This window comes from Olsenella sp. oral taxon 807 (assembly GCF_001189515.2).
GTDB lineage: Bacteria > Actinomycetota > Coriobacteriia > Coriobacteriales > Atopobiaceae > Olsenella_F.
The window spans coordinates 2,872,699-2,887,402 of the sequence record NZ_CP012069.2 but is presented as its reverse complement, the minus strand read 5'-3'; the positions used below and the strand labels follow the sequence as shown (position 1 = coordinate 2,887,402).

The following is a 14,704-nucleotide window of genomic DNA, read 5'->3' as shown; positions in this document are numbered from 1 at the left end:
TTTGCCGCAGACGTCGGTCCGATAGGGGCCTAGGCTATAGTGTATGCGGTTACCCGCCAAGACGAACCCGGATTGGACCCTCCGATGATCAACTTCAACGTTCCGCCCTACGTCGGTACCGAGATGGGCTACGTGCGCCAGGCGGCAGAGGTCAATCGCAAGATCTGTGGGGACGGACCCTTCACGCGTAAGTGCCACGCCTGGATGGAGGAGCGCTTTGGTGCCGAGAAGGCACTCCTCACCACTAGTTGCACTTCGGCCCTCGAGATGGCGGCGACGCTCTGTGGACTGAGGCCGGGTGATGAGGTCATCCTGCCGAGCTTTACCTTCTCGTCCACGGCGACCGCGTTCGTGGCCGAGGGAGCGACACTCGTGTTCGTAGACATCCGCCCGGACACCCTCAACCTGGACGAGTCCAAGATCGAGCATGCCATCACCGAGCGGACCCGGGTGATCGTGCCGGTCCACTACGCGGGTGTCTCGTGTGAGATGGACGAGATCATCAGGATCGCGCGCAGGCACGACCTCATGGTCGTAGAGGACGCCGCCCAGGGCGTCATGAGCACGTACAGGGGCAGGGCCCTTGGCACGCTTGGCGACTTCGGCTGCTATTCGTTCCACGAGACCAAGAACTATTCCATGGGTGAGGGCGGGGCACTCATCATCAACAACCCCGAGCACATCGACCGCGCCGAGATCATCCGCGAGAAGGGCACTAACCGTCAGCGCTTCTTCCGCGGGCAGGTGGATAGGTACACCTGGGTGGATAGGGGAAGCTCCTACCTGCAGAGCGACCTCAACGCGGCCTACCTGTGGGCGCAGCTGCAGGTAGCCGACAAGATAAATGCCAACCGCCTGGAGGCCTGGCGGTTCTATCGCGACGAGCTCGCGCCGATTGAGGTGGCAGGCAGGCTGGAGCTTGCCACGGTTCCTGCCGGCTGCGTGCACAATGCCCACATGTTCTATCTCAAATGTGCGGACCTCGAGGAGAGGGGCGAGCTCATCGCCCACCTCAGGAAACAGGGCGTCTCGGCGGTCTTCCACTATGTCCCACTACATAGCTCGCCGGCCGGCCGGCGCTTTGGACGCTTTGACGGTGAGGACGAGTACACCACGCGTGAGAGCGAGAGGCTCGTCCGCCTGCCTCTGTACTACGGCATGACTCCGGCAGACAGGCAGACCGTCGTCTCTGCCGTGAGGGCGTTCTATGGGTGAGTGTGGCGAGGATGCTCGGCATACGAGGACGCTCATGCTTCTGGGCGGCTCTCGCCACCAGCTGTGCGCGATAGAGGCGGCCAAGCGGGTGGGGTACCGCACCGTGCTTTGTGACTACCTGAGCGATAACCCCGGACGGCATATGGCGGACGTGTTCTACCTAGAGAGCACGACCGATCGTCAGAGGATGCTCCAGATTGCGCGTCACGAGCGCATCGGTGGCATCATCTCGTTTGGGTCGGACGCGGCCAACCCCAGCGCCGCCTACGTGGCGGAGAGACTGGGGCTTCCCACCAATCCCCTTGCCGCTGTCGAGATCCTGAGCGACAAGGGGCTCATGCGACCCTACCTCAAGACCCATGGGTTTTTCTGTCCTAGGTCCGCGTCGTTTCCCGCCGACCTGCCAGGAACCAGCTTGCTTGACATCTGTGAGGGCATGGCGTTTCCGGTGGTGGTCAAGCCAACGGACTCCTCGGGGTCGAAGGGCGTGAGTGTCGTGGTTGCCCCTGATGTGGGCGACCTTGACGATGCCCTTGCCAGCGCCCGACGCTTCTCGCGCAACGGCGTCCTCTGCGTTGAGGAGCTCATACGCTACGGTTACCCTCGGCTGATCGGTGGGGACATCTTTGTGCAGGGGGGCGAGGTGTGCTTCTGGGGCCTTATGGACTGCCTGCGCGACGATCGCCTGGGAGGGCTTGTGCCCGTCGGTAAGGCCTACCCTACGGCGCTGGACCAAGGGCAGATGGGGGTTGTCAGGTCGGAGCTGCGGCGTCTGGTGTCAAGCCTCGGCCTGCGCTTTGGCGAGATGAACGTCGAGGTCATCCTTGCACCGGGTGACGTGCCCTACATTCTCGAGCTGGGGGCCCGTGCGGGCGGCAACATGATCCCCGTCCAGCTTGAGGACATCTCGGGCATTGACCTGGCGGAGGCAAGTGTGCGCGCCGCCATGGGAGATAAGCCCACGGACGTCAGCTTTGACGGCAACGACGAGTGCGTTGCCACGAGCGTTCTGCATGCGTGCAGGAGCGGCTCGTTCATGGGCGTTGAGTGTGAACCCGAGCTGAGGGGGCACATCTATCGAGAGATGATCTACGTGAGGAGAGGCGACCGAGTCGAGCGCCTGGAGAACGGCAGCCAAGCCATAGGGGTCATCTTCTTGAGATTCGACACGCCCGGTCAGATGCGCGAGCTGATGTCATGTGTAGGGGATCTGGTGAAGGTCATCGTCGCTTGAGGATCCGCTCTTTTCTACGAGTTCCCTGATCGCAGGCAGCCAGCCAGACCCTCCACCAGGTCACAGACATATGCCATATCATCGCGCCCATAGCGCTGGTCCACGGGCAGAGGTAGGATGTCGCGGGCGTACCTACCCGCCACACCCGCACACCCCACGGCGTGGGGCCAAAGGGTGGAGACGTAGATCCCGCGTGCCTGCAGCTCCTTGCGTAGCCTTTGGCCGTCCTTGATGAGTAGCGGGTACATGAAGGTGCCGCGACGCGTGACGGGATCCAGCTCGTTGAGGGGTGCGAGGCGTCGGGCCAAGTAGGCGCAGTTCTCCTCGCGCTTCCGAGCGACCCGTTCGTAGTCGACGGCACGTAAGAGGTTATGCGTGAGCGGGGACATGAGCTTTATGGGCTCATGAGCGAAGAGCGCGTTGTTTGCTGCGGCTTGGGGATAGAAGTCGTTGGCGGGACCCTCAAAGCGCCCCAAGACGAAGCCCATGCGCTTGTGTGACGCATCCGTCTGGAGCCGTCTGTCGATGTGGGCGTTTGTGAAGAGGTAGGCGCCGTCGGGCACCCCAAAGAACTTCCTGCACGAGTATATCGTGTCAACGCCCCCGAGTGGCCTGCGAAAGAACGCCATGACCTCATCCGTGATGATGCGGCCGTGTGCCCACTCTTGCAGGGCGCACATCCTCTTTTTGGAAAGCTGTCCGTAGTAGTCAACGAGGTAGAGGTAGTCCGCATCGCCGAGGTCGATCCCACCCAGGTCAGGCTCAAAGTTGGGTAGGATGGGGTACTTGCGTAGCCGTGTTCCCGAGGCGCTCGCGGTGTCGTCAACGGAGGCGCAGATGAATTCGGGCACCCACAGCTCCTTGATGTTCCGCGCCTCGATGAGGTAGGCCAGGCACGCTCGCGCGCAGTTGAGGGCAAGGGCCCCGGGGTGGTACTCGCTTCCGGTGAAGTGCTCCAGCTCGAGGTACCCGCCTATTTCACGTGTGATGCCAGTGGTCATCTGCGCTCCTTGCGCTATCATCAAAGAGGTCGGTCCCATTGTAGACGCTAGGAGGGTGCCGGGTGAGTCTCCATACGGTTGGTACTTCCATTGAGACCCTTGTCGCCCAGGGGTTCACTCGCAGGATGGGGCAGGAGTACCTTGACGTCCTGGCTCGCGAGGATGCCAGCCCCCTGTTCAAGGATGACTTTCGCGTGTGGGCGCATGCCCTTGGCTTCAGCGCCGAGTCGGCCTCTGCCTACGGGCTCACCGAGTCAAATGCGCGGGACTTCCTGAGCGACTATGACTACGCACGAGTATGGCCTCTCAATGGCTGGCAGCGCGTGTGGATCAATGATAAGCTCACGCTTAAGTACCTGCTTGCGGGCACCCCGTGGGGGGACCTCCTTCCCAAGTACTACTTCTATGCTGGCGCATGCGGTCCAGTGCCGCTTATGGACGCACGGGCGCGCGGTACGCGCGACGGTTTTCTTGGGACCCTTCGTGAGGTGGGCGAGCTCGCCTGCAAGCCCTGTAACGGGGAGCACTCGGTTGGCTTCAACAAGCTTGGCTACGAGGGGGGAACCTACCTCATCAACAACAGGGAGGCCGACGCCGACGCCGTGTGGCGCTTCGTGCGGGAACACCCCAACGACATCTACACGGAGTTCTTCCATGCCGGAGGCGGCCTCGAGCGCATAAGTCCCGTGGTGCACACGCTGAGAGTCCTGACCGTGAACCCGACGGCGACCGAGCCGGTGCTTGCAGCATGCTACCTCCGCCTCGCCACAGGCGTAGGAGGGGATGACAGCAAGCCAAATTACCGCCCTCCCGAACAGGCGGGGGTGTGCTCGCTCAATTTGCGTCTTGACATGGAGGACGGCAGCTTTGGCGACGGTCGTTTGGTGTATGGTAACCACGTCGTTTGCTCCAGCATCCATCCTGATACGGGGGTGCCTTGCGCGGGCACGATTGACTGTTGGCCGCAGGTGCGGGAGCTCTGTGAGGGGCTTGCCCTGTACCTGGGGCTGGTGGAGTACATGGGCCTCGATGTCTGCGTGACGCCGGAGGGCCCTAGGCTCCTCGAGATCAACTCGCACTCTGGATGCAAGTACCTGCAGCTGTTTCGCCCCTTCATGACCGACGCGTACCTTGGCGACTACTTCCGGGCCAAGCTCGACGCCCTAGACGCCCTCGACGAGGCCGAGCGAGAGGCCAGAAGTGCCATCAGGCGCTAGGCGGCGTGTGGGCATGGCGGGGGCAAGACGACCCACAGGTATTCTCCTTTTGGGAGGGTCTCGGCAGCAGGTCATCGCCATCAAGACTGCCAAGCGCCTGGGATACAGGACCGTCCTGTGCGACTACCTCCCAGATAACCCGGGCCAGCGGTATGCGGATGTCTCCTACCTGGAGTCGACGACCGACCGGGAGCGCGTTCTCCAGGTAGCGCGGCGGGAGGGCGTGTCGGGGGTGCTTGCCTATGCGTCTGACCCCGCAGCCCCGACGGCGGCCTATGTCGCCGAGCGTCTTGGGCTGCCAACGAACCCCCTCGCATCCGTGGAGACGCTCTCAGAGAAGCACCTATTTAGGGGCTTCTTGGCTCAACATGGTTTTCCTTGTCCGCAAGTGCGGGTGGCTAGGGCGGACATCCCCGCCGCTGAACTGCTGGCGGTGGCAGACGCGCTGAGCTATCCGCTTATGCTCAAACCCACGGACTCATCTGGCTCGAAGGGCGTGACACGTGTGGACGAGCCTGATGTGGCGATGTTTGAGCGGGCGCTTGCACATGCGAGGGAGTACTCGCGCAACGGGACGATCGTACTTGAGGAGTACATACGCCCTGGCTTTCCGCGCGTGATAGGTGGAGACGTCTTCGTCGTCCGAGGGCGGGTGACCTTTTGGGGGCTCATGAGTTGCTTGCGCGACGAGTCCCTGGGCGGACTGGTCCCGGTGGGGGAGCGCTACCCGTCGGGCCTCGCGAGGACACAGGAGGACGCCGTGCGCCAGCAGGTGCAGCGTCTGGTGAGCGAACTGGGCATGGAGTTTGGTGAGCTCAACGTCGAGGTGATCATCGACGCGGGTGGTACACCCCACTTCTTGGAGCTGGGTGCGAGGGCGGGTGGCAACATGATCCCCGTCCAGCTCTCGGACATCTCGGGCATAGACTTGGTGGAGGCCAACGTCCGCTTTGCCATGGGTGGCACCATGGATGTTGACTTTGGAGGTGGGAAGGCCGTCACGTGCAGCTATGTGCTCCACGCCCCGCGAGACGGCCTGCTCGACGGCGTTGACGTGGCGCCGGAACTTCTGCCGCAGGTCTATCGCACGGTTGCCTACGTAAGGCCCGGTGGGCGCGTGGGACGCTTTGACGGGGCCGACAAAGCCGTGGGCATCATGTTCTTGCGCTTTGGGTCGGTGGGCCAGATGGAGGACGCGTTGGATCGCATGGGCGAGCTCGTGAGGGTTCGGGTGAGCTGAGGGCTTCCATTCCTATGGGTCCGCGCTCGGTACTCACCCGTGCCGGAGAGCATTGAGCATGGGGCTTTCCGCGCGTTTGTGTGACACGACTTGCGCCCGGACCGCGTGCGGTCTCCAGCTCTGCTACACTACAGCCAGACTCGTCCCACCAGGGTGGCGCTGCCTGCGCTCGCCGCCTCGGGCACCCTGCCTAGGAGGTTGCGCATCCGCGCATGCACATAGCACTCTCGATCATCTTCACCATCCTGCTCACCATCGCCAATGGGTACTTCTCGATGTCCGAGATGGCACTGTCAACGGCGAAGAAGGTCCTCCTCGACCACGAGGCAGAGGAGGGGGATGTGCGTGCCGCCATCGCCTCCGACGTCGTCGAGCATCCCGCACGCTTTCTTGCCGCGATACAGGTGGCCATCACGCTCTTGGGCTTCTTCAGCTCGGCCTTTGCCGCGACGAGCCTCTCAGAGCCCTTTGGGGCCTGGATGGAGTCCCTGGGAATGGACAGCGGCATCTCTCGCAGCGTTGCCACGGTGATCATCACCCTTGTCGTGTCGTACTTCTCGACAGTGGTGGGCGAGCTTGTGCCCAAGCGCATCGCCATGGCCGACGCTGAGGCCGTGGCCAAGAAGGTTGCTGGTCCCATCAACGGCTTCTCGACCTTCACACGTCCCCTCGTCGTGCTCACCGCTTCGACCGCAAACGCCGTGGCTCGGCTTCTGCACATCAAGAGTACCGATGACCGTCAGGAGGTCTCCGAGGACGAGATCCGCTACATGGTCACCGACTCCGACGAGCTCAGTGATGAGGAGAAGTCCATGATTCACGAGGTCATAGACCTTGGCGACACGAAGGCGCGCGAGGTCATGGTGCCGCGCGTGGACGTGACGTTCATGGAGGATGACTCCACGCTTGGCGACGTGCTCGATGTTATGCGCAAGACTGGCTACTCACGCATCCCCATCTATCATGGGGACATTGACCGCATCGTGGGCATCGCCCACATCAAGGATCTTATAGGCCCCACGATAGACCATCATGCCGCAGGCGAGGGCATCAAGCGGTACATGCGCAAACCGGACTTCGTACCGGATACCAAAGACATCATTCCGCTCCTCTCCGAGATGCGCGGCGCACATGACCAGATGGTGATCGTGGTGGACGAATATGGGGGTACTGCTGGCGTCATCACCGTCGAGGACATCGTCGAGGAGGTCGTCGGCGAGATCGAAGACGAGTTTGACCCTGACAACAAGTATCTGACGCAACTGGGTGAGCGCGAGTGGCTCGTGGACGGGCGCTTCTCGGTGGACGACGCCATAGAGCTGGGGTGGCCCATTAGGGACAGCGACGAGTACGAGACGATCGCCGGCTTCGTGATCGATGTGGCCGACGGCCTGCCAAGGCCCGGCGACGAGTTCACGGTCGATGGATATGTCTTTCACGTTCAGTCCATGCGCAGGAGGCGCGTCTCGTTGTTGCGCGTGAGCGCCCCAGAGTCCACTGATACCGCAGAAGAGCAGGTAGTCGGTGGTGAGCAGGACGAGGAGGGAGAAAATCGCTAACACGTGGCGTGTTGTCTTCTCACCATGCGGTGTTTCGTGCGTTACGATGTAGCGGTAATGGCGGCATTTTTGTAGGCGCACTGGTACAATGCATTCTATGTATACGCGAGCTTGAAGGGGAAGGTTCCAGCTCATGGCACAGATCATAGAAATCAAGAGGGTCAGGGTTGGTCTGGAGGACTTGACCGCGCGCGTGCGCATCGTCGAGGGAGCTCCACTTATGACCAGCGAGGATCTCGTTGCCACGACGCGCATCTATTATCTCATGCCCCATATCATCGAGCACGTATGTATGGGCGACAGGGGCGAGACCTTCAAGGATGCCATGGGTGATACTGAGGTCGCCCACCTGCTCGAGCACATGACGGTCGAGCTTCTCTCGCAGTCGAGCGCCTCGTCTGCCATCACCTCGGGGCGTACCTATCCCGTCGAGGGAGACGAGCGCAGCTTTGACATCGAGCTTTCCTGTCCTGACGACGTGCTGGTGATGGGGGCGCTCTCGAGCGCGGTGTGGATTGCGAACTGGGCCTTTGGCGGCGGCGAAGAACCGCAGCCCGATGTCAGCGCCATTGTGGGCGGCCTGACCAATATGGTGGACAGCATTGGCGAGATTCACGAGCAGACCTACCGTCAGCAGGTCGAGGAGGAGCTGCAGGCAGAGGTCAATGCCGAGTACCAGCGTATGCTCAAGGAGCGCGAGGAGGAGATCGCCAAGCGCGAGGAGGAGATCGCTGCCGTCAAGGCAGAGGTCAAGGCCGAGGCCGAGGCGGCTCGCAAGGCCGCCGAGGAGGAGGCTCGCCGTATCGCCGAGGAGAAGGAGGCGGCTCGTAAGGCCGCCATGCCCTCATGGGTGGTCGACCTCGACGAGTATGAGCGTCAGCAGGACGCTCGTCGCAAAGAGGAGGAGGCAGCCGCAGAAGCCGAGCGTGAGGCACAGCGGGCGCGCCAGGAGGCGGAGCGCCGCCGTCAGGAGGCAGAGCGTCGTCGCCAGGCCGAGCAGAAGTATGAGGAGGACCGGCGCCGCCAGGAGGACTGGGAGCGTCGCCGGCAGGCTGAGCGAGGACGGACAGATCAGGCCGAGCCTGAGGAGCACCAGCAAGACGCCTCAGAGGATAGGGGCAAGTACGAGCAGGGTGCGGACAAACAGGATGCCGCAGGCGCAGAGCCCGCTGCAGTGAGTGCATCCAGCGAGTTTGCCTCAGCTGCTCGGTACGATCGCAGGGAACCCAATCGTGCCGATCGCGTGGAGCCTGCACCCGATCCCAAGCATGCGGCGGGCGTGTCGGACGAGGTGGCGGGAAGACCCCATATCGGAGCGAGCGACGAGGCAGGGACATCAGGGCACCAAGACGGCGAGGATGAGCTTGAGCCGGCCGTCTCCGCAGCACACGTCGCTGTACGCGATGATGAAAGCGACGTGCCTGACAGCGAGCACTCGGCCCGATTGGGAGATGTCTTCAGGTCGCGTCCTCGGGTCAGTGCTCGCCACCGGGCGAGGACGTCTGTGAGCGATGACACTCGCCTTGCCCACGAGGGCCATTCTGGCAGAGAGGCCGAGGCCATCTACGAGGAGGCCACGGCCATCTACGAGGAGGCCACGGCCATCTACGAGAGAGCCGTGGAGCGAAGTAGTACACTTGAGGGCAGCGGCCTGAGGCGGAGCCAAGAGCCGCCTGAGACAGATTCGATCCCGCTCGCGGAATGGGAGGCTGTTTCGGACGATGAGTCAAGCGAGTCCTCTGGTGATGATGAGGACGTCATAGTCGCGGATTCCGATGAGGGAGGAGTCGATGATGATACAAACGAGACGTCCGCCCCTGCGTATGAGGAGTACATTCCCGGACCGCACAGAGTGCGCTAAAGTATGCAGGGAGGCTTGGGATTGACGTTGCCTTCGATACCATCAAGTGATTACTATGTGCGTAGGTAGGCGTGGCAAGTCAGAAACCGACAGGAGGATATCATGAGCGCAAAGGGAACGTTGGGTTTTATCCTTGGTAGTATCGTCGGGGCTGTTGCTGGAGCCACCGCCGGCTTGTTGCTCGCCCCTCGCACCGGGGCCGAGAGTCGTGCCATGGCTGCCGACGCCATGAACGATGCTTGGGATAGCGCAGTCGATGCGTACGAGCGTGGTTCTCGCGTTGTCAGCGATAAGATCAGCAATGTCCGGCCCAGCGTTGACGCCACGACCGACGAGCTTCGCGCCAAGGTTGATCTTGCGCGCGAGCGTATGGACCAGCTGCGCAGCTCACTCTCGGACGCAGTCAACACGACGTCAGCCCAGGTGCAGGATGCCGTCAACACTGTGGCCGAGAAAGTTGGTGCAGAGGATGACCGTCCTGCCGAGCAGGAGGCGCAGTCCGTACAGGTGGAGGTCGTCGATGTGAGCGAACCCACCGATCTTGAGGACGAGGCAAAGAACAGCCAGTAGCCGACTATCATCTAACATCCCTGCTTGGCGAGCAACCCACTTCTCTTGCCGTGGGTCGTAAGGGGTAGGTAAATTGGCGGGTGGACGCGCAGTCGCGTGTCCGCCCGTCTTCCGTATGCGATGCATAGTGAAGGGACGTGCCGTGGCAAGGCTCAGGCTAAGTGATCTCACGCGCATGAAGGTTCATGTACCAAGGGGGGAGAGCGGCGCGCTCAAGCGCCTTGGCCATATCCACATGACGGTCTTTGATCCCGACGGCAGGCGTGTGGTAGGCTTTTTGGTTAAGCGGCCTGACGTGGCCGGCTTGGTGAGGCGCTCCGATTGCTTTGTTGCCCTCGATGCGCTTGAGCAGCGCGGGGACGACCTCGTTGTCACAGACAGAAGATGGGGCACGGGCACTGCCGCTCAAAGGCGCCTTGGGCTTGACTGGGATCGCTGCATTATGTGGATTGGTATGGATGCTCGCACGACTAAGGGCAAGCGGCTTGGCCTTGTGAGTGATGCAGAGTTCGATCGTGAGACGGGCCAGGTCGTGAGCTTCTTTGTGGGTGACGGCGTTGTGGCCGAGACTCTGGTGGGCGCCTTGCCCATTCCCGTCTCCATGCTTCGCGGCTGCTCAAAGAACTGCATGGTGGTGGATTCTGCAGCGGAGAGGCTCGCGCTTTCCGGTGGCGTTGCCGCCCGTGCGGGGGAGGGCTATGCCAAGGCCAAGGCACAGGGATCAAAGGTCGCCAAGAAGGTGGACGCCCAGGTCTCGAGGGCCGTCGCCAAGGGCTCCAAAGCGCTCGGTAGGCAACTGGGGAAGACCAAGGGCATGTTTGGCTCGTTCATGGACGAGTACAAGAAGGCCCGAGGCAGCGGGACGTAGAGAACCTGTTTTCTCGACCAAGGCTGAGACGGCCACCAAGGGGGCGCCGCCGGCACACCATGGCGTTGAGGCGCTCGTGCCATCCGACGCAGCTTGCGTCGCTGCTTGTGGCGCTGCCCGCAGCGCAACTCTCGACGCTGCCTGCGCCGCAACAGTGTACACAAATGCCCCGAAACGGCGTCGAGAGGCCGTTTTCGCCAATCTGTGTACACTATTGTGTCCCCCTGCGTCACCACGGGGCGCCCGCGCGGGCCTCGCGCCGCAACAGTGTACACAAATGGCCCAGAACGGCTCCGAGAGGCCGTTTTCGGCGATCTATGTACACTATTGCGTCACCACGGGCCGCCCGCGCGACCCCCGCGCCGCAACAGTGTACACAAATGGCTTAGAACGGCGTCGAAAGGTCGTTTTCGGCGATCTGTGTACACTATTGTGTCCCCCTGCGTCACCACGGGGCGCCCGCGCGGGCCTCGCGCCGCAACAGTGTACACAAATGGCCCAGAACGGCTCCGAGAGGCCGTTTTCGCCAATCTGTGTACACTATTGCGTCACCACCGGCCTCCCGCGCGGGCCTCGCGCCGCAACAGTGTACACAAATGCCCCGAAACGGCTCCGAGAGGCCGTTTTCGGCGATCTATGTACACTATTGCGTCACCACGGGCCGCCCGCGCGACCCCCGCGCCGCAACAGTGTACACAAATGCCCCGAAACGGCGCCGAAAGACCGTTTTCGGCGATCTGTGTACACTATTGCGTCACCACCGGGCGCCCGCGCGACCCTCGCGGCGCAACAGTGTACACGATCACGAAGCCCCTAATATCCCAGCGCTTGGAAGACGAACATCACCACGGTCAGGATGATGACCGCGACGATCGTGAACCAGGTGAGCGCGTTCCAGATGCGGCCGTTGACATGTGCGCCCATAACGTGCCTGTCGCTTGCGATGTTGACCATGCAGAGCAAAAGCACCGGCAGGAGCACGCCATTTATGACCTGGGACACCATCATGATGCCAAAGAGGTCGGCTCCCGGAAGGAGCACGATGATGGCGCTTGCGGCGGTGATGAGCGCTATCGTGCCATGGTAGACTGGCGCCTCCCGCCAGCTGCGGTTCACGCCGCGCTCCCAGCCAAATGCCTCGCAGACGGCGCCGGCGGTGATGCCGGGCATGACGCAGGCAGCCAGAAACGAGGCCCCCACCAGACCCGCCGCGAACATGGCGGAGGCGTGCTGTCCCGCGAGCGGCACGAGCGCCTGCGCAGCGTCTGCGGCGTCGTTCACGGCGATGCCTGCGGGAAAGAGCACCGCGCCCGTCGTCATGATGATGAACCAGGTGATGATCTCGGCCACGATGGCACCCGAGACATTGTCCGCGCGCTGTCCCGGGATGTCGCTCGCGTCGAGGTTCTTCTCGACGACGTTGCTCGCCACCATGAAGATCATGTAGGGCGAGGTGGTCGTGCCTATGTTGGCGACGAGGAGCGACACGTAGCCCGGGTTGGTCGAGACCTGCGGCACCAGCGTAGCCCAAAGGGCATCTCCCCAGTTGGGACCTGCCATAATTCCCGCGACCACATAGGTCACGAAGACGCAGCCTATGGCCAGGAGTATCTTCTCGATGCGACGGTACGATCCTGTCATCGAGAGGAGCCAGGTAGTTATGGCAGCAACGGGCACCGAGACGAAGGTAGGCATGCCAAAGAGCGCCATACCCGAGGCGATGCCTGCGAACTCGGAGAGCGTGACCGCAAAGTTGGATACGATGAGGGCCAGCATCGCCACCGCCGAGATGCGGATGCCAAACTGCTCGCGGATGAGCGACGCAAAGCCCTTGCCGGTGGCACAGCCCATGCGTGCGGCGGTCTCTTGCACTACGATCAGCAAGAGGCACATGATGGGCACGGTCCACAGCATGCCAAAGCCGTAGGATGCGCCTGCGCTCGAGTAGGTGGCGATGCCGCCGGCATCGTTTCCCGCAAGGGCGGTGAGCAGGCCGGGTCCCATGGCGGCAAGCAGCGCGAGCCTCCCCTTGCGAGAGAGGCGGCCCTTTCTCTCCTCTGCGGCCATGCTAGTTCCCCCAGCTTCCTGCAAGTGCCAAGGCTATGGCGCAAAATACTACCAACGAGAGGAGCATGGACGTGACCTGCAGGGCGATGCCCGAAGTGTCGAGATTCTTCTCGTCCCGACTTCGTAGGACGATGAGGTAGACGGGGCATAGGACAAATGACACCACGATGCTCGCGGCTGCTGCGGCAAAGCTGGCGGTGCCCATGCGGACGATGTGCGCCGTTGACGCGTCGCCCGCAAAGAGCACGCTGAAGACCCCCATAGACACGAGTGCCACGAAGGCCGCGAACAAGAGCCCAAGGCCAATGCCTTTGAACGCAAAGCCCGCGAGCGAGGGCGTGTCCTCGTCGTTGGGATCGTTCTCGATGAAGAAGTTCGTGACGAAGCCCACCGAGTCAAGGGCCGCCACGACCGCAGCCGGCATGGCGGCTCCCAGCGTAAGGACGATGCCCCGCCCCTCCCTGCCTATGAGGAGGGCGAGAAGGGCAAGGCCCAGCATCCAGACAAAGAACCAGAGCTCGTTTCTGAGCAACCAGAGTATGTCGTGTGAGCCCGTACGGCCCTCCGGGTCGCTGCGTCTTGCGCCTGCGATTTGCAGGTCCTCCTCATGCTCTTCCTCGAGGACATCCAGGGCGTCATCGACGGTGACGATGCCCAGCAGCCTCTTGTTCTCGTCGACCACAGGCATGGCGAGCAGGTTGTACTTGGCGATGTCCCTTGACACGTCCTCCTGGTCATCGTCGGGGTGGGCGAAGACAAGGTCCCCATAGGCGATGTCGCTGAGCTTGGTCTCGCTGTCGCTCGTGATAAGGTGCCGCAGACTCACAACGCCGGAGAGCCTGCCCTTCTCGTCCTTGAGGTAGACGTAGTGTACGGACTCAAAGTTCTCGTCCAGTCCCCTGATGGCTGCCACGGCATCGGCTGCGGTCGCATCCTCTGCGAGCGAGACAACCTCGGAGGTCATGATACGACCCGCCGTGTCCTCACGGTAGCCCAGAAGCTGGTTGATGGCGCTGCGCTCCTTGACGCCCATCAGGCGCAGGAGCTTCTCGGCCTTGTCGTAGTCGAGCTCGCTCACGAGCTCTGCCGCATCGTCGGGATCCATCTCGGAGAGAAGACGTGAGGCGGCATCCTCGTTTAGGTCGCCCATGAGTTCGGCAGCCATCGAGTCGTCGGTGAGCTCGGCGATGGCGTCAGCCGCGCGCTCCTCATCGAGCTGGGCAAACACCTGGCCACGCAGGCGCGGGTCCAGTCGTTCGATGATGTCCGCGATGTCTGCGGGGTGTAGCTCGTCGAGGGTCTTGTGCGAGACGGACAGCTTCACGTTGGAGAGGTCCCGCTCGATGAGGTCCATGTAGTTCCAGGCGATGATGCGCTCGGGCAGCGGCTTTCCCAGGGCGCGTGCGGCGTGTAGCACGATGCGTTCGAGCGCGGGAGAGAGTGATCGCAGGATGCCGCGGATACCTACCTCGGCACCGAGCAGGCGAAGCTGCGACGAACTTGTGTCAGAGAGCTTGAGGTCGTTTACGCGCACGACGCGGGCCCCTCGCGTATCGACGATCTGCTTGTTCAGAAGGTCGCGAGCAATGAGGACCTCGTTGGGCTGTAGGTAGCTGAACCTAATGTCTGTCGCGATGACCTTGAGACGAATCTCGTCCTCGTTGAAGCTGCCAACGTATTTGCGCCAACTAATCATGAAGGGGGTCTTGCCGGGACCCTCCACGGCAAGCGAGGTCACGCGCGGAAAGACCTCCCCCGTGGCAATGCCAAGGTCATTGACCCTGCCGATCTTCTCGCCATCAAGGTCATAGACGGGGTTTCCCACCAATTGGGACAGGTAGATCATGCGAGCTCCTCTGTTGGTTGGGCGTC

The 14,704-nt window shown here is 62.3% G+C and carries 11 protein-coding genes; 8 read left to right on the top strand and 3 right to left on the bottom strand.

Annotated elements, in window-relative coordinates:
* Positions 1-84 precede the first annotated feature (84 nt).
* Complete coding sequence (gene rffA, locus ADJ70_RS12530) at positions 85-1,215, top strand: dTDP-4-amino-4,6-dideoxygalactose transaminase (protein WP_050341923.1); 1,131 nt, start codon at positions 85-87, stop codon at positions 1,213-1,215.
* Positions 1,208-2,449: a hypothetical protein gene (locus tag ADJ70_RS12525; protein ID WP_050341921.1), complete on the top strand. Its 1,242-nt coding sequence runs from the start codon at positions 1,208-1,210 to the stop codon at positions 2,447-2,449. Before rffA ends, ADJ70_RS12525 begins: the two co-directional genes overlap by 8 nt.
* Before the next feature lie 14 nt (positions 2,450-2,463).
* On the opposite strand, the gene ADJ70_RS12520 is transcribed toward ADJ70_RS12525, so the two are convergent.
* Entirely contained in the window at positions 2,464-3,450 is a 987-nt protein-coding gene (locus tag ADJ70_RS12520; RefSeq protein WP_050341919.1) for a hypothetical protein, read from the bottom strand.
* A 62-nt stretch (positions 3,451-3,512) separates the two neighbouring features.
* Here ADJ70_RS12520 and ADJ70_RS12515 point away from each other — a divergent pair, with 62 nt between their 5' ends.
* From ADJ70_RS12515 to ADJ70_RS12490, 6 genes are all read left to right on the top strand, one after another.
* Positions 3,513-4,667, top strand: a complete 1,155-nt coding sequence (locus ADJ70_RS12515) for a sugar-transfer associated ATP-grasp domain-containing protein (RefSeq protein ID WP_050341917.1) — start codon at positions 3,513-3,515, stop codon at positions 4,665-4,667.
* Between the two features lie 13 nt (positions 4,668-4,680).
* Complete coding sequence (locus tag ADJ70_RS12510; RefSeq protein ID WP_050344591.1) at positions 4,681-5,907, top strand: acetyl-CoA carboxylase biotin carboxylase subunit family protein; 1,227 nt, start codon at positions 4,681-4,683, stop codon at positions 5,905-5,907.
* A 212-nt stretch (positions 5,908-6,119) separates the two neighbouring features.
* Complete coding sequence (locus ADJ70_RS12505) at positions 6,120-7,466, top strand: hemolysin family protein (RefSeq protein ID WP_050341914.1); 1,347 nt, start codon at positions 6,120-6,122, stop codon at positions 7,464-7,466.
* Between the two features lie 133 nt (positions 7,467-7,599).
* Complete coding sequence (locus ADJ70_RS12500; protein ID WP_050341912.1) at positions 7,600-9,327, top strand: hypothetical protein; 1,728 nt, start codon at positions 7,600-7,602, stop codon at positions 9,325-9,327.
* Positions 9,328-9,429: 102 nt separating this feature from the next.
* On the top strand, positions 9,430-9,897 hold the full coding sequence (locus tag ADJ70_RS12495) for a YtxH domain-containing protein (protein ID WP_050341911.1): 468 nt from the start codon (positions 9,430-9,432) through the stop codon (positions 9,895-9,897).
* Between the two features lie 142 nt (positions 9,898-10,039).
* On the top strand, positions 10,040-10,765 hold the full coding sequence (locus ADJ70_RS12490; RefSeq protein ID WP_050341909.1) for a PRC-barrel domain-containing protein: 726 nt from the start codon (positions 10,040-10,042) through the stop codon (positions 10,763-10,765).
* Between the two features lie 813 nt (positions 10,766-11,578).
* Here the strand turns inward: ADJ70_RS12490 and ADJ70_RS12485 are convergent.
* Together ADJ70_RS12485 and ADJ70_RS12480 are read right to left on the bottom strand one after the other, a co-directional pair.
* Positions 11,579-12,832 (bottom strand): Nramp family divalent metal transporter, encoded by a 1,254-nt coding sequence (locus tag ADJ70_RS12485; RefSeq protein WP_050341907.1) that lies wholly within the window; start codon positions 12,830-12,832, stop codon positions 11,579-11,581.
* A 1-nt stretch (position 12,833) separates the two neighbouring features.
* Complete coding sequence (locus tag ADJ70_RS12480; protein WP_050341906.1) at positions 12,834-14,678, bottom strand: magnesium transporter; 1,845 nt, start codon at positions 14,676-14,678, stop codon at positions 12,834-12,836.
* Positions 14,679-14,704 lie beyond the last annotated feature (26 nt).